The sequence below is a fragment of the Haloarcula quadrata genome (assembly GCF_003634715.1).
Classification (GTDB): Archaea; Halobacteriota; Halobacteria; order Halobacteriales; family Haloarculaceae; genus Haloarcula; species Haloarcula marismortui.
In genome coordinates this window covers 2,390,113-2,405,220 of sequence record NZ_RBWW01000001.1, presented here as the reverse complement: position 1 = coordinate 2,405,220, position 15,108 = coordinate 2,390,113, and the positions used below count along the sequence as shown (strand labels likewise).

Below are 15,108 nucleotides of genomic sequence, written 5' to 3'. Positions count from 1 at the left end.
TATCGTTGCCGGGGTAAGTCAGCATTACAGGCCCGCTAAATCTGCTCTGTTGAATAGCGGTGTTGGTCGGGGTAGTCGGAGTTTGAGTTGCTCGTTAGTAGCTGACGCTAGTGGTCTCAAGACCAAGATAGTCTCAGTGTGGCTCAGAGGCCGCTATTCAACAGAGCAGCTAAATCGATGAAACAGTCGCAATCGGCGGAACAGTCGACCCGGTATATGTCGGGTGCTGGATAAGGAGAGCACATGTCGATAGCTGAAACGACTTCCGAACCCACGGCAACCGAGGCTGAGGAGTCCGTGACAGACGAGTCACCGTCTGCGGACTCTCCATCGGACGACGAACTCACCCGCGACGACCTCTTCCACGTTCTCCAGTGTCGCCGTCGCCGTCTGGTCCTCAAGTACCTCCACGAGCACCCCGGCGATGAGCCGGCTGATATGAGCGACATCGCAGAACACATCGCGGCGCTGGAACACGACACGACGGTCGACTCGCTCCGCTCGAAAGAGCGCCAACGCGTCTACATCGCGCTGTACCAGTCCCACCTCCCAAAGATGGACGATGCGGGCGTCATCAACTACAACCAGGACCGGGGACTCGTCGAAGCGACCGCGCTCGCGAACTCCTTCGATAAATATCTCGACGAGGAGCCAACGCTTCTGTCGACGACGGCTGCGGAGTCGACGCCGTCGACCGAGTCAGTCACTGAGCACGCTCGGACAGCTGCTCACACATCGGCCGGTGAGCGGTGGTCCGGTCGGTATCTCGGGACCGCGTGTGCGACACTGATTGCGGTCGGTGGACTCGCACTCAGCGGGACCACAGTGTCAGGCGTCGCAGTCGCGCTCGTCGTGAGTGTGGTGTTTGTAGCACTGGCGGCGAGCCATCGGCTGTCACTGTCAGCACCGCAGTCGCTTGCTGACCGGCTACGTGCCGCTCTCGATGCGGTGCGGTAAGCTACGCACTGGACAGATGTGTGCACACAGCGGTCCATCCGAGGGGGGATAATATATGCGACCGACAGTGGGACTCGACGCTGTCCTTGCGACCGGGAAAACGACGGAGCCGCCAGACCAGACCGGCCTTGATGATGCGACGATGTTCGATATTCTCGGTAACGAGCGCCGCCGCGTATGCTTGCACTGTCTTGCCGAACACGAGACAGCGCTATCCGTCAGTGCACTGGGCCAGCAGGTCGCAAGCATTGTCGCCGATGCAGAAACCGATAGTGACGAGCTCTACGACAGTGTGTACATTTCACTCTGTCAGACACACCTGCCCAAGCTCGACGCTGTCGGACTGGTCGAGTACAAGCAAGATCAAAAGCAGGTCCGTCAGGGCCCCAGATTCGGCGCTATCAGAGATCAGTTCGAAGCGGCCCGCACAACCGAGGAGCAGTCAAGCGACAGCTTCCGACCCGAGACCGTCGTGCGTGTCCTGACGGTGGCGATAGGCGCAGCCGCGGTCGTGAGTCCACCGGCGGCCAGAACGGTACTGCTTCTCGGACTCGTCGCCGTTCACTGCCTCGTCCTCATACTTGCGTCCGCAATTAGTCACTAAGCCTGTCTGTTCGGCCAGAAGTGACACTATACTGATCAGCGATTGGGTAGTAGCCACCTGGTACTGTACTGAGCAGTCCGTCAGACGGCCGCTGCGTGTTAGACAGGGCCGCGACGAAAGACCCGTGTAGCTATTGTGGCACAGTTTTTGACGCTGGTTCCCTGAACTGGCCGGCAGAAGTACGCGTCTACCAGGGAGATAGCGGGCGTAAAGAAGCATATAATCAAACGGTGGGGAGACAGAGAGAGTGTCGTATGACCGACTACGCCAGTATGCGAAAGGCGATCGAAGAGACGAAAGAGTCGTTCGATTCGGTCGAACGGTTCCAACGTCGGTCAGCCCTCTGTCCCTGGTTAGACGTGCCGCTCAGAGATGAGCCGTAAGCGCCTCGAAGGCTACACCTCACCGACGGAGCAGCATCTGTGCCGGGTTTGGTAGCTTGTCTACCCCGGAAGACCGGGCTCGCCGCTCGGATGAAAATACACTTCACGTGTCAGTGGGAAGCTGGTGTATATGTATCAGGCGGAGGCGCAGCCGTGTATATCGTAATCGTTGGTGCGGGCGAGGTCGGTTCGAACATCGCTGAAAGCCTCGCGAAAAGCCACGAAGTCGCCGTCGTAGATATTGACCCTGACCGCGTTGAGGCCTTGATGTACGAGGCTGACGTACTCGGTGTCGAAGGGGACGGTGCGGAACTCGACACGCTCTCGGAGGCCGGTATCGAGAAAGCCGACGTACTCATCGCCAGCACCGACGATGACGAAACGAATATCGTCACCTGTGGGACGGCGATAACGGCCGCTGACCCGTTCACCATTTCCCGCGTCAAGAGTGCGAAGTTCCTCCGGACCTGGGAAAAATCCGGGGGCGCCTTCGGTGTGGACCACATGGTTGCGACAAACCTGCTCACTGCGGAGAATATCGCCCGAGTAATCGGGCTTCCAGGCTCGCGCGACGTGGAAACATTCGTCGACGGACAGGTCCAGATGGGTGAGTTCGAGGTGCGTGAATCCAGCCCGATCGCGGACCAGACCGTCGCGGAGGCCGACCGCTACGAGTCACTAACCTTCGCTGCCGTGCTGCGCGGTGACGAAGTCATTATCCCACGCGGAGAGACCGTTATCAGGGAAGGAGACGACATCATCGTTATCGGTAGTTGTGAAAGCGTTCGTCTGTTTGCGTCTGAAATCACACCGGAGTCAAAGACGACGCAGAACGTCGTTATTGTTGGTGGAAGCGATGTCGGCTATCACACCGCACGACTGCTGCAGGATCGTGGGATCAAACCACGGCTCATCGAGCAAGACCACGACAGGGCGCGTGAGCTTGCGGAGGACCTGCAGGGAACAACCGTGCTAGAGAGTGATGCAACGGATAGCGAGTTCCTCGACCGGGAACACGTCTCAGACGCCGACGCCGTGGTTGCGACGCTCGACAGCGACGAAAAGAACCTCCTGGTGACACTGCTGGCCAAGCGACTCGGTGCGGAGCGAACCGTCGCCGTCGTCAACTCTGGCGAGTACGTCGACCTGTTTGAGGCTGTCGGCGTCGATGTGGCTGTCAATCCCCGTGAGACGACCGCCGAAGAGATCACGCGATTCACCCGGGAGTACGACGCGACAAAGGTCGCCATCATCGAATCCGACCGCGCCGAGGTGCTAGAAATCGAGATAGCCGCCGACAGCGTCCTCGCTGGGCGGCCAATTCAGGAATCAGTACAGGAACTGCCGACCGGCGTAGTCATCGGGGCTATCAGCCGCGACGGCGAACTGGTCATCCCCCGTGGTGATACCGTTATCGAACCTGGCGACCACGTCGTAGTGTTCGTTGATGCCGATTGTCTGGAAGCGGTCAACGACAAATTGTAACCGTTCTGAGTGGGGCTCCCAAGGGACTAAGCTGTCTCCCGCCGTAATTAGTGTATGGCTCCCGTTGCGGACCGTATCGTGCTCTCGTTTGCCCCCAGCGTCGCCGATGGGGACCCGTGGTCCGGCGTCGATACCGCGTGGATCGTTGACGAACTTCGCGGGGACACCTATCAACAGTACCTCCAACGCGCCCACGGCGGCCCGGTGGCCGTCGGCGAGGAGTGGGCCGAGTTCGTGAGCTGTGGCTGTGCAACGCCGCAAGATGTGGTGTTGCGTGTCGAACGCATTGAGGGCGGGACGGCACTCGGCGACGCAACGACGCTTGCCATTCATCCCCGTAACGACGCCGAGACCGCGCCATAATAATCGTTTCTTGCCGTCGAGTGAGCCTGTCCCTGCATAGCACGTCCGCCGCACCGCGACGCCGGCCGGTATCGGGAGATATTGGGAGAAGGGAAAGGCTGATGCATACCACTAGCACATTCCGGACTATGCCACGCGATTCCTATCAGGAGGGGCTGAACTCGCTCCGCGAGGATGTCCTCTATATGTCAGAGATCGTCCTCGAGCGGCTCCGGCTTGGGCTGGATGCGCTCGAACAGAAAGACGAAGCGATGGCCCAGGAGGTCATTGAGGGCGACCACGAGATCAATCAGCTGTATCTCGACCTCGAACAGGACTGTATCGACCTGCTGGCGCTGCAACAGCCAGTCGCGTCCGATCTCCGCTTTATTACCGCGTCGTTCAAGATCATTACCGACCTCGAACGGATCGGTGACCTCGCCACGAACCTCGGCGAGTACTCGCTTGAGGCCGACCGCGATGTGTATCCCGAGGTCGACATACAGGACGTTGCCGATGTGACGATAGAGATGGTCGAGAACGCCATGGACGCTTACGGCAGCGAGGATGCCGACCAGTGCTATACCATCGCCGACATCGACGACGAGGTGGACGAACGGTGTGAAGCCGCCTCCGAGATGGTCGTTCGTGACCTCATCGAGCGCGAAATCGACGCCGACTCCAGCGAAGCCGAAATCGAGCAACTGATGGCCGACGTGTCCCGGCTCCTGCTGACGATTCGTGACATCGAGCGGGTCGGGGACCACGCCGTCAATATCGCCGCGCGGACGCTGTACATGGTCGAGAACGACGACGACCTCATCTACTGAAGTACCTTTTTACTGCAGGGGGTTTCCTCGCGCTTGCGGCGCTGTGGGAACCCCCTTTGCAAAAATCTACGCTAAAAACGACCTCCGAGTCGCGTTCTACGAACGCGCTCGGAGTGAAACCGCGCTCGCTCCGCTCGTGCGGTATGCATCCTGAATCATAGCACCACGAAGCAGCGACAACCACACGCCTCCCCAGCCGACTGCGTTGCTCGGCTCGCTTCGCTCGCCTGTGCGACTCGTCCCTCGCGCTTACGACGCGGCCGTCGCCGCGACGGCGCGCGCCCGAGCCCGGTGTCGAGATTCGAGCGACCTACTGCGGCGTTTCGGGCGTGTCGTCGCCCACGAGTCCCGAGTCGGTGATACGGAACTGGGCCGTGTCGCCGGCCGGTTTGGCGCGGTGTTTCTCCAGCGTGGCGCGACGGTTGCCGCCGCGGAACCGGTCCAGACGGACGATTGCGCCGGACCAGTGGTTCAGGGTGTGGCCGCCAAGCGCCGTCGAGCGGTCGCTGTCCGGGTCGGTGAACACCTGATTGGTGTACAGGACGGCAATGTCGTGCTTGCGGGCCAGCGAGAGCAGGTGAGTAATCTGGCGGGCCACGTCCCGTAGTGTCTCGCCGCCGTCCTCGTCGTCCCGGCGGAGCCGGTAGAACCCGGTCGCGCTGTCCAGTACGATGAGTTCGACTTCGGCGGCGAACTCGGCGGCGTCCTGGACAGCCTCGGTCTGTTCGTCGTAGTCCAGTGCCTCCGTAATGATGAGTCGACCGGCGAGGTCGTCCACAGTCTGAGCCGTCCCACGTGCGCGGCCCCTTGCGACCTGCTCCATCCGGTCTGCGGAGAGGCCTTCGGTGTCGATGTACAGCGCCGCGTCGCCGGCGGCGGCGACTTCCATCACCGCCGAGAGGGCGAAGTTTGTCTTGCCGGCCGCTGGCGGGCCGTACACCTGCGTGACCGCACCGCGCTCCAGCCCACCACCCAGAAGGTCGTCAATCGCGTCACACCCAGTCGAGACGTACTCACTCACGGGCAATGGTTGGGCAGGTTCGGGTAAAAACACTGGTACCTGACGGCACCGCTGTCAGTCGTCCGAAAGCCGCTCGGCCAGCGTCCATTCGGCGAGGGACACGTCGTCGATTTCGGCTGTTGCAAACCGCAGGTCTGCCCCCCATTTGCGGGTGATAACGAGCGATTCGGCGTCGAGGTCGTAGGATTCCAGTTCTTCCCAGGCATAGAACCGTCTGGCGACCGGCAATCTGATTTCAAGGCCGTTCTCGGTCGCAACAGCGGTTCGGGTTCCGCCCGTCGAGAGGAGGACGAACCCGGACGGGAACAGTATCTGGCCGATGTACTGGAGCAGGGCATGGTCGAACACCGCACCGACGGCGAAGCCGACAGTCGCGACGCCAGCGACGGCCCCGCCGACATACAGCCGCCGCCGCTGTGCGGACTCGGGCCAGCTCGCCCGCCAGCGAGTCAACTCCTCCGCCCCTGCGGTGACTGCCGCGGTGTACCGCGTCTGTGACATAACCGCGACAGCCATTCCGAACAAAAAGGCTAGCAGGCCGAAGAAAAACGCCAGCACGCCACTGACACCACTCATCCCCAGCGACGCAAAGCCGACGGCGGCGTACACGGCCGCTATCGCCACCGGAGACCAGCGCGCGCGAGTCGCGCCGAGTGTGACGGCCACTGTTGGTCGACCGGAGAGCACCCACCCCGTTACAGTGGTCACGACAGCGAACGTCCCGACCAGCGCGAGGTATAGCGCCCAGGCTTCGGTGACGCCGACCCGCTCCAGAACCGGTAGCACCGGCGGTGCCAGAAGCAAGCCCAGATAGCCACCGCTGATACCACCGAACAGCGGGTCGGACGCCGTACTCGCTCCGCCAGTGCTGGCCGCCGGACGCATCACTAACAGTTCATTCAGCTGTTATAAAAACCCAGTCAAACGTAATCGGAAGCAGAGAGATCCCTACATAGATGTATCAGCACGCGTCAAGCGATTATCTGCAACAGACACGCGGACCAACGGACTCCCACATCTGTAAGTAATCGGCGACCGAAATCCGGCCGTGATTGTCGTCGCCACAGCGGACTTCGAAGTGTACCACGGTGTCGTCAACGAGCTACGCGACCGTGGCGTGGCGTTCACAACCATCGAACCGGGCGACGAATGGCCCGGGGAGGCAGAGGTCGCGGTCATCGCGGCCGGGGAGTCGGTCGAAATCCCCGACGGTGTCGACCTTGTGCAGGCGGACCCTGACACACCACGTCGAGCCGTCGAAGCTGTTATCTCGACGCTTCGGGGTGGTGACGGCCGCACCGTCATCGGTATCGACCCCGGCGAACGGCCGGGCGTCGCGATTCTCCACGGCGATATGGTCGTCGCGGCGTTTCAGGTGCCCGCAGCGGACATCACCGAAATCGTTCGGGAAGAAGTCGAAGACGCGGTCGACCCGGTCGTTCGCATCGGCGACGGCGCGCGACTCGTCGGTGCGCGTCTCATCGACGAGATCCAGTCTGTGCCGGTGGAGCTGGTCGACGAAACGGGGACAACGCCGTATCTCGGTTCCGGCGCACGCGGAATGGGCGACGTGCTGGCCGCGGTCAACATCGCTCGCCTCGACGGCGAGGAAATCGAGAGCCGGACCATCGAACCCACGGCCGGCGAACTCCAGAAGATCAAAGACCGCTCGCGGGAGGCAAGCGATACGAACCGGGCGATCAGCGAGGAACTCGCCCGGCAGGTCGCGACCGGTGCACTCACCGTCGAGGAGGCACTGGCCAAACACAACAGCGATAGTCCGACCGAGGAGGGTGAACCCGACAGTGGATAGCGTTACTCCCGGACCATCCGCTCGGCCCGGTGCATCACCTCGCGGACGGGGAGTCCGGTCGCGTCCGCGACAGCCGCGGCGTCATCGTATTCCGCGCTCACATCGAACACTGTGCCGTCGGTGTCACTTGCGATCTTGACCGTGACCTCGAACTGCTCGCCGTCAACGGAGAGTACGACTGTCTCGTACTCCCGGTCGGCGACCCAGCGGTGGCCGGCCCCGGATTCGCGCACGCCGAGCGTCCCGGTCGCTTCTGCGAGACGGCGCGCGACCCGTTCAGCGTCTTCCGGTCTGCAGATGACCTTGATGATGTGACCGGGCCGTGACTTCTTCATCGTCGTCGGGACTATCGATACATCGCGGGCACCGATGTCCGGGAGCGAGCGCTGGAGGTCGCCAAGCACCTCGGGCGGAGCGTCGTCGACGTTCGTCTCAAGCACCGTGATTTCGTCGCGGCGGAGTCGCCCCGCGCTGTCGCCGACCATCGCCCGCAAGACGTTGGGGCGGTCGTCAAGATCCCACCCGCCAGCGCCGTACCCCGACGCGTTGATGTCGAGCGGCGGCAGCGACTCAGTTCCCTCGGCGATGTGGGCGAGAATTGCCGCGCCGGTCGGCGTCAGGAGTTCCCTGTCGATGGGGCCACCCTGCAGCGACCAGTCGGCTTGTTCCGCGATTTCGACTACCGCCGGAGTCGGAACCGGGTAGGTACCGTGGCTCATCTCCACGGTGCCGCCCCCCGTCGCCGGCGTCGTCGTCACGACCTGTTCGACGTCGAGATCATCCAGCAGGAGGCAGGTACCGACGATGTCGGCGATGGCGTCGTCAGCCCCGACCTCGTGGAAGTGTGTGTCGTCAAGGTCCGTCCCATGAACCGACGCTTCGGCCTCGCCGAGTATCTCGAAGATCGCCAGCGCGTCCGCCCTGACGGCCGCCGGCAGGTCCATCCCTTCGACGAGTTCGACGACTTCAGCGTACGTTCGGCTCGGGCCGTGGCCCTCGGCGTGGGTGTGCTCGTCGTGGGAGTGAGCATGTGCGTCGTCCTCAGTGTGGCCATGCCCCTCGTCATGGGTGTGAGAATGCGAGTGACCGTCGTGAGCGTGGTCCTGAGACCCATCGCCGTCGCTAGCAGCGTTGGTCAGCAGCACGTCGACACGCGTTGCAGCAATCCCGCGGCGGTCCACCTCGGAGACAGCGTACTCGATATCCAGTGTGTCCTCAACGACCGACAGGGCGTCGCGGTCGGCTCCGGCAGCCAGCAGCGCCCCCAGAAGCATATCACCGGCCGCGCCCATCCGGCCGTCGAAAGCGAGTGTTCGCATACCCGGAGGGTCAGGCCGCGCCAGTAAAAGCCCTCTTGCTACGTCCTCAAGTCCGGCGGACGATGTGGACGTCGTAGTCTTCGCCGTCTGTGACTTCGCCGATAGGGACGACGATGTCCTCGGTGTCGTCGCTGCCGAGGAACACGACGTTGGCGTCAACGTCGCGGGCGGTCTGTCTGATCGTCGTCGACAGTTCGCTGGTGGAGTGAGCGCTTACGTCGTCGTAGCGGAGTTCAGAGTCGTCGGTCGCCTCCTCGATCTTGCGCCGGAGGTCGTCCACAGCGGTTTCGGCGGCGAAGTCCTCGGTCGGGTCGACGCGGCGGCGGCGCTCGGCGTAGTCGGCGCCAGTCGGAATAAACGCGACAGCGACGACGTCCTCGTCAAGCGCTTCAGCGTAGGTGACGGCGCGGTTGAGTGCCGCATCTGCAAGCGGTGACCCATCGAAGGGAACGAGAAATACCATACCGGCGCTATCGCGTCCAGCCTTATGAAACGCGGCGATGGCGGCAGCCTGTGTCACGGCAACCCAGACCGGTGGCTATTACCCCCTACTGTGCGGTGTGCTATTAGGTATCATATAAACCCGTCGCCCTGCGTCTTGGCCGCCGGTAGCATAAAGCATATCTCCGGGGCTACCCGAGTTCATTGTAAGCAGGCTCTACTATGAACGAAGTTCAATTGGAAGTGGCGAAGGCGTACCCGAACGACTCGGGACGCGGTATCGCCAGACTCGACCCCGATACGTTGTTGCATCTCAAGCTCTCCCCCGGAGACATCATCGAGATAGAGGGGAGCGACACGACCGCGGCCAAGGTGTGGCGGGCCGACCGGCAGGACTGGAACACTGACACTGTTCGCATCGACGGCTTCACGCGCCAGAACGCTGACGTGGGTATTGGTGAGCGCGTCACAATCCGGAAGGCCGAGGCCGAGAAGGCCGACAAGCTCGTCCTCGCGCCGCCCGAGGAAGCGTCGGTCCAGTTCGGCTCCGACGCCGCTGGCATGGTTAAGCGGCAGATATTGAAACGGCCGGTCGTCGAGCGCGACATCGTCCCGGTGATGTCCTCGACGAACCACCCGTTCATGCGCTCGCCCGGACAGGCCATCCCGCTCATTGCCGTCGAGACCGAGCCCGAGGGCGTCTGTCTCATCACCGAAGACACCGAGGTGGAACTCCGCGAGGAACCGATCTCCGGCTTCGAGAAGACCGGTGGCGGCATCACCTACGAGGACATCGGCGGGCTGCAAAACGAGATCCAGCGGGTGCGAGAGATGGTCGAGTTGCCGATGAAACACCCCCAGATCTTCAAGAAGCTCGGCATCGAGCCGCCACAGGGGGTTCTGCTCCACGGCCCGCCCGGCACCGGGAAGACGCTGCTTGCGAAGGCTGTCGCCAACGAGACCTCCGCTAGCTTCTTCTCTATTGCCGGCCCCGAGATCATCTCGAAGTACTACGGCGAGTCCGAACAGCAGTTACGCGAGATATTCGAGGACGCAAGCGAGGAATCGCCCTCGATCATCTTCATCGACGAGCTGGACTCCATCGCGCCCAAGCGCGAGGACGTAACCGGCGAGGTCGAGCGCCGTGTCGTCGCCCAGCTGCTGACGATGATGGACGGCCTCGAATCGCGAGGGCAGGTCATCGTCATCGCCGCGACGAACCGCGTCGACAGCGTCGACCCCGCGCTCCGTCGCCCGGGCCGCTTCGACCGCGAGATCGAGATCGGCGTGCCGGACGAGGTCGGTCGCGAGGAAATCCTCCAGATCCACACCCGCGGCATGCCGCTGTCCGACGACGTAAATCTCGCCAAGTTGGCGACGGACACGCACGGCTTCGTCGGAGCCGACATCGAGAGTCTCACGAAGGAGGCCGCGATGAAGGCGCTCCGGCGCTACCTTCCCGAGATCGATCTGGACGAGGAGGACATCCCGCCGAGCCTCATCGACCGGATGATCATCAAGCGGGACGACTTCAAGGGCGCACTCAACGAGGTGAGTCCATCGGCGATGCGGGAGGTGCTGGTCGAACTCCCGAAGATGTCCTGGGACAACGTTGGCGGGCTCAGTGGGCCTAAAGAGCAGGTTCAGGAGGCCGTCGAGTGGCCGATGAACTCCCCGGAGAAGTTCGAGCGCATGGGCGTGACGCCGCCGTCCGGAGTGTTGCTGTACGGCCCACCCGGCACCGGGAAGACGCTCATGGCGAAAGCTGTCGCCAACGAGACCGATGCGAACTTCATCTCGGTCCGTGGCCCGCAACTGCTCTCGAAGTGGGTCGGCGAGAGCGAGAAGGCCATCCGGCAGACGTTCCGGAAGGCCCGCCAGGTCGCCCCGACCATCATCTTCTTCGACGAACTCGACTCGCTGGCACCGGGTCGGGGCGGCGAGATGGGGTCGAACGTCTCCGAGCGCGTCGTCAATCAGCTCCTGACCGAACTCGACGGGCTCGAAGAGATGGAGGACGTGATGGTCATCGGCGCGACCAACCGGCCGGACATGATCGACCCGGCGCTAATCCGTTCGGGCCGGTTCGACCGGCTCGTGATGATCGGCGAGCCCGACATCGAGGGCCGTGAGCAGATCCTGAAGATCCACACGGACGACACGCCGCTGTCGCCCGATGTGAGCCTGCGCGAACTGGCCGAAGTCAGCGATGGGTTCGTCGGCTCGGACCTCGAATCTATCGCTCGGGAGGCTGCCATCGAGGCACTCCGTGAGGACGACGACGCGGAGGAAGTCGAGATGCGTCACTTCCGGCAGGCGATGGACAGCGTGCGCCCGACGATTACCGACGACATCCGCGAGTACTACGAGCAGATGGAAGAGGAGTTCAGAGGCGGTTCCAGCCCGCAGCGCCAGGCCGGAACCGGCGGCCGGATCGGCTTCCAGTAACTCCGGCGACCTCGATTCCTGTCCCTCGCTGCGATTCGAACGCGTTTTTCTGCGTCACCGCTCCTGAGCAGCGATGCGTTTTCGGTGGTTGCACAATATCCGTGTATAATTATTAGATAAACTATACAACCGGTGTTTGTTTCTCCTTTCGAAGCCCCCTTTCGGGTCCCAAGTGTATAGGGGGTGATGTCGAACACTAACCGCGTTTACAGGCTAGCGAAGCGCCCCGAAGGGACCCCCGACCACGATACGTTCGAGCTTTCCGAGGAAGAAATCCCTGAACCGGGGCCCGGCGAGGTGCTCATCAAGACGCTGTACCTCTCTGTCGACCCGTATATGCGCGACCGAATGCGTGACAGCGAATCGTACGAAGAGCCGTGGGACGTAGGCGACGCACTCAAGGGTGCCGTTGTCGGTGAGGTCGTCGAATCCAACGGCGCACGCTTCGACGAAGGCGATGTCGTCACTGGTGAGCTAGAGTGGGCGGAGTACGCCACAGCACCCGGACCGGTACTCACAGAGGTCAACCCCGAACTCGCACCGATTTCGACGGCACTCGGCGTTCTGGGGATGCCGGGCCTGACAGCGTACTTCGGTACCCGGGAAGTCGCACAGCCTGCGGCCGGCGACACGTTCGTCGTCACCGGGGCCGCCGGGGCCGTCGGCTCCGTTGCGGGCCAGCTCGCCAAGCTACAGGGCGCACGCGTCGTTGGCTTCGCCGGCTCCGACGAGAAAGTCTCGTTCCTCGAAGACGATCTGGGCTTCGACGTGGGCATCAACTACAAGACGACCGACGACTACCGGGCCGCACTGGACGAGGCCGCACCGGACGGCGTCGACGCCTACTTCGACAACGTCGGCGGACCGATTACCGACGCGGTGTTCACGCGGCTCAACACCGACGCGCGCGTCGCCGTCTGCGGACAGATCTCGCTGTACAACAGCGAGGAGATACCGATGGGGCCGCGCAAGCTGACACAGGTCATCCAGTCCCGTGCGACCGTCGAAGGTCTCCTCGTCTCCGACTTCGAGCCGCGGTTCGAGGAAGCGACGAAGCAGCTCGGTCAGTGGGTCGCCTCGGGCGACATCTCCTATCGAGAGACCGTCACCGAAGGCATCGAGAACGCGCCCGACGCGTTCCTCGGGCTGTTCGAGGGTGAGAACATCGGCAAGCAGCTCGTGCAGGTCGCCGAACGGTAGAAAAGAGCGATTCCTCGGTTACAGTTCGCCGAGTTTGCGGAGGAGCTGGCCGCGGTACTCCTCGTCGGCCTGGACGCCTTTCAGTTCGAGCACGTTGCGCTCTAGCTTGTCGAGCGCGACGTTGAATGCGGTTTCAGCGCCGTAGCCTTCACCGGAGCCGGCCGCTTGGCCCTTGTTAGTTCGCAGGCGGATCTGGCACTGGATGAGCGGCGTGCCACGGAGCTTCTCCTTGTGCTCGTGGAACCGGACGTGGGCGTGCTGGACCTGCATCGCCCCGTACTTGTCTGCGACTTGCTCGATGTCAGAGCGGATGTCCGCGCGGGAGATGGTGTCCAGCAGTTTGATGTTCGTGATCTGAACGTCCATGTGTTCCTCCTCGGTGTAGGTCAGTGCGCGGAGCACGTCGGTCTTCGTGAGGATGCCGGCGACGTGAGTGTCGTCGTCTTCCGGCGTGACGACGAGCCCGGCAAAGTCGTTTTCGAGCATCCGCGCGACGGCATCCTCGACGGAGTCGCCGAGCTTCGCCGTCTCTACGGGGCTGCTCATCACGTCGTAGACGGGCATGTCGAGCACGCGCTCGATCTCGCCGGAGCGGTCGCCCCGCGTCGTCTTGTTCATGTCACGGACGACGACGTCGACGATGTCGTGGCGCGTGACCATCCCGGTCAGGCCATCGTCGTCACCGAGCACCGGAAGCCGGGAGATGCCGTGTTTCCGGAGGAGATTGACGACTTGCCCGACGTTGGTGTCTTCGGACACCGTGATGACATCTCGCGTGTAGATGTCCTCGACGCTCAGCGCGTCAAGGTTGTCGAGAACCGCATCGAGGATATCGTCCTCAGTGACGATACCCCAGAGCTCGCCCGCCTTGAACACCGGCGCGAGCTTGACACCACCCTCGACGAGGACGCGCGCGACTTCGCGCACGTCGTCGGTGCGCTCAACCTTCGGTGCCGAGCGCGTCATCGCCCCCGCTTTCGCGTTGTCCTCGACATGGGACTGGACCAGCTGTTTCTGCGTGATCACGCCAGTGTAGTCACCGTCTTCCGTGACGATGATACCCTTGGGATTCTCGCGTTCGAAGATAGACCGGACTTTCCCCAAGCGCTTGTTGGCGTCAACCTCGACAAATTCTCTGGTGGCGATATCAGCAATATCCATAGTTCTTCACAATTCGTAGATTCGACGTGTGGGGTTATCAAGGTTGGTTTAGTCCCCGGAAATCGAGAGACGAACTAAGCTTTAGGCCGTTGGATCTAAGGTGGCTGTATGCTACCTGACATCGGTGTCTTCGGCCCCTACACGTATCTGGTCACAGAGGTAGTCTGGGGGACTGTTGCGCTCGCGTTGCTCTGGCGTGCCAACGCCCTCCGGATGGCGGCCAAGACCATCGTCGTGCTTTATCCAATCGCGTACGTCTGGGACTGGTACACACTGACCGTCGGTGTCTTCGCGATCAAACTCCGAACCGGTGTCGACCTCCTCGGGATTCCCATTGAGGAGCATATCTTCATGATTGTCGTTCCCGCGCTCATCCTCGGCATCCACGAGAACCTCCACGGTCTTTCGTCTGGGTCGAACAGCGAATAGTTAGAAATCAGATATTGGTTTCAGCTGTTAACCGCTCCCGAGCCAGCGTTACGACTGGAAGGAGAGGTATGCACTGGAGCGGCTGATTTCACACTCTTCAGGCCCTGATGACACTATCTGCACTATGCAGACATCTCTCACAGTATCTATATGTGTCAGCCGGGAGTGTCGTCCGATAGCTATGAGTGATACTACGCCGACACCTCACATCGAGCTGTATGTCCGGTCGATGCTGCCCGACGGCGCACACGAACGGCAGGAAGCTGTCATCGACCATCTCCAGACACTCGACGAGAACGACCACATCGACGGGTTCAACGTCATCGTCTGGGGCAAACAGATCGCGCCGCAGTCGGCCGCCGCACGGACGGAAGAAGGCAAGTACATTCTGAACCGTGTCGCCGAGTTCAAGCAGTGGGCACTGAGCAACAACGTCTCGCTCGAATCGTTCTATCAGGACACAACCGTTGATTCAGAAGTGGCGGAGTCGGCGTACGACGCCATGGCGCTGCCCGTCATGGGGCTGGCTGAGTACGACGGCAGCGAACTCGTCCATGTCGCACCGTGTACGAAAGACGACGTCGTCCATACGATCATGGACCGTCTCGAACGTCTCGAAGCGGGCCAGCCACCCGCCCTCGATCAGGAGCGCGGCGGCGTGAGCGTCGTCTAACG

The 15,108-nt window shown here is 62.2% G+C and carries 16 protein-coding genes; 11 read left to right on the top strand and 5 right to left on the bottom strand.

All coding sequences use genetic code 11. The features are described 5' to 3' along the window. The first annotated feature begins 243 nt into the window (after positions 1–243). From BDK61_RS12285 to phoU, 6 genes are all read left to right on the top strand, one after another. On the top strand, positions 244–957 hold the full coding sequence (locus BDK61_RS12285) for a DUF7344 domain-containing protein (RefSeq protein WP_121303351.1): 714 nt from the start codon (positions 244–246) through the stop codon (positions 955–957). 55 nt (positions 958–1,012) lie between these two features. Further along, positions 1,013–1,561, top strand: a complete 549-nt coding sequence (locus BDK61_RS12280) for a DUF7344 domain-containing protein (RefSeq protein WP_011223686.1) — start codon at positions 1,013–1,015, stop codon at positions 1,559–1,561. A gap of 254 nt (positions 1,562–1,815) precedes the next feature. Further along, complete coding sequence (locus BDK61_RS24190; RefSeq protein WP_004957274.1) at positions 1,816–1,944, top strand: hypothetical protein; 129 nt, start codon at positions 1,816–1,818, stop codon at positions 1,942–1,944. 153 nt (positions 1,945–2,097) lie between these two features. Further along, complete coding sequence (gene trkA / locus BDK61_RS12275) at positions 2,098–3,429, top strand: Trk system potassium transporter TrkA (protein WP_121303350.1); 1,332 nt, start codon at positions 2,098–2,100, stop codon at positions 3,427–3,429. A gap of 54 nt (positions 3,430–3,483) precedes the next feature. Then, entirely contained in the window at positions 3,484–3,792 is a 309-nt protein-coding gene (locus BDK61_RS12270; RefSeq protein WP_004957271.1) for a hypothetical protein, read from the top strand. Positions 3,793–3,920: 128 nt separating this feature from the next. Beyond that, a complete protein-coding gene (gene phoU, locus BDK61_RS12265) occupies positions 3,921–4,601 on the top strand; it encodes a phosphate signaling complex protein PhoU (RefSeq protein ID WP_121303349.1) in 681 nt (226 codons plus the stop codon). 310 nt (positions 4,602–4,911) lie between these two features. On the opposite strand, the gene radB is transcribed toward phoU, so the two are convergent. Beyond that, positions 4,912–5,622: a DNA repair and recombination protein RadB gene (gene radB / locus BDK61_RS12260; protein WP_004957268.1), complete on the bottom strand. Its 711-nt coding sequence runs from the start codon at positions 5,620–5,622 to the stop codon at positions 4,912–4,914. A 54-nt stretch (positions 5,623–5,676) separates the two neighbouring features. Beyond that, positions 5,677–6,507, bottom strand: coding sequence for a hypothetical protein (locus tag BDK61_RS12255; protein WP_121303348.1), 831 nt, complete (start codon positions 6,505–6,507; stop codon positions 5,677–5,679). Positions 6,508–6,670: 163 nt separating this feature from the next. On the opposite strand from BDK61_RS12255, the gene BDK61_RS12250 reads away from it, so the two are divergent. Next, complete coding sequence (locus BDK61_RS12250; protein ID WP_121303347.1) at positions 6,671–7,435, top strand: hypothetical protein; 765 nt, start codon at positions 6,671–6,673, stop codon at positions 7,433–7,435. A gap of 2 nt (positions 7,436–7,437) precedes the next feature. On the opposite strand, the gene larC is transcribed toward BDK61_RS12250, so the two are convergent. Together larC and BDK61_RS12240 are read right to left on the bottom strand one after the other, a co-directional pair. Beyond that, the gene (larC, locus tag BDK61_RS12245) at positions 7,438–8,754 is read right to left on the bottom strand and encodes a nickel pincer cofactor biosynthesis protein LarC (protein WP_121303346.1); all 1,317 of its coding nucleotides are present in this window, start codon (positions 8,752–8,754) and stop codon (positions 7,438–7,440) included. 46 nt (positions 8,755–8,800) lie between these two features. After that, positions 8,801–9,217 (bottom strand): universal stress protein, encoded by a 417-nt coding sequence (locus BDK61_RS12240; RefSeq protein WP_121303345.1) that lies wholly within the window; start codon positions 9,215–9,217, stop codon positions 8,801–8,803. A 200-nt stretch (positions 9,218–9,417) separates the two neighbouring features. Here BDK61_RS12240 and BDK61_RS12235 point away from each other — a divergent pair, with 200 nt between their 5' ends. Both BDK61_RS12235 and BDK61_RS12230 read left to right on the top strand, forming a co-directional pair. Continuing rightward, positions 9,418–11,643: a CDC48 family AAA ATPase gene (locus BDK61_RS12235; protein ID WP_004518130.1), complete on the top strand. Its 2,226-nt coding sequence runs from the start codon at positions 9,418–9,420 to the stop codon at positions 11,641–11,643. A 186-nt stretch (positions 11,644–11,829) separates the two neighbouring features. Then, positions 11,830–12,843 carry an NADP-dependent oxidoreductase gene (locus BDK61_RS12230; protein WP_004957248.1) on the top strand — a complete coding sequence of 338 codons (1,014 nt, stop codon included), beginning with the start codon at positions 11,830–11,832 and terminating at the stop codon, positions 12,841–12,843. Positions 12,844–12,861: 18 nt separating this feature from the next. Here BDK61_RS12230 and BDK61_RS12225 read toward each other — a convergent pair whose 3' ends face one another. Next, positions 12,862–14,004, bottom strand: coding sequence for a CBS domain-containing protein (locus BDK61_RS12225; RefSeq protein WP_121303344.1), 1,143 nt, complete (start codon positions 14,002–14,004; stop codon positions 12,862–12,864). Between the two features lie 108 nt (positions 14,005–14,112). Between BDK61_RS12225 and BDK61_RS12220 the strand changes: the two genes are divergently transcribed. Both BDK61_RS12220 and BDK61_RS12215 read left to right on the top strand, forming a co-directional pair. After that, positions 14,113–14,433: a lycopene cyclase domain-containing protein gene (locus BDK61_RS12220; protein WP_004957242.1), complete on the top strand. Its 321-nt coding sequence runs from the start codon at positions 14,113–14,115 to the stop codon at positions 14,431–14,433. Between the two features lie 181 nt (positions 14,434–14,614). Beyond that, complete coding sequence (locus BDK61_RS12215) at positions 14,615–15,106, top strand: HTH domain-containing protein (RefSeq protein ID WP_004957239.1); 492 nt, start codon at positions 14,615–14,617, stop codon at positions 15,104–15,106. The last annotated feature ends 2 nt before the right edge of the window (positions 15,107–15,108 follow it).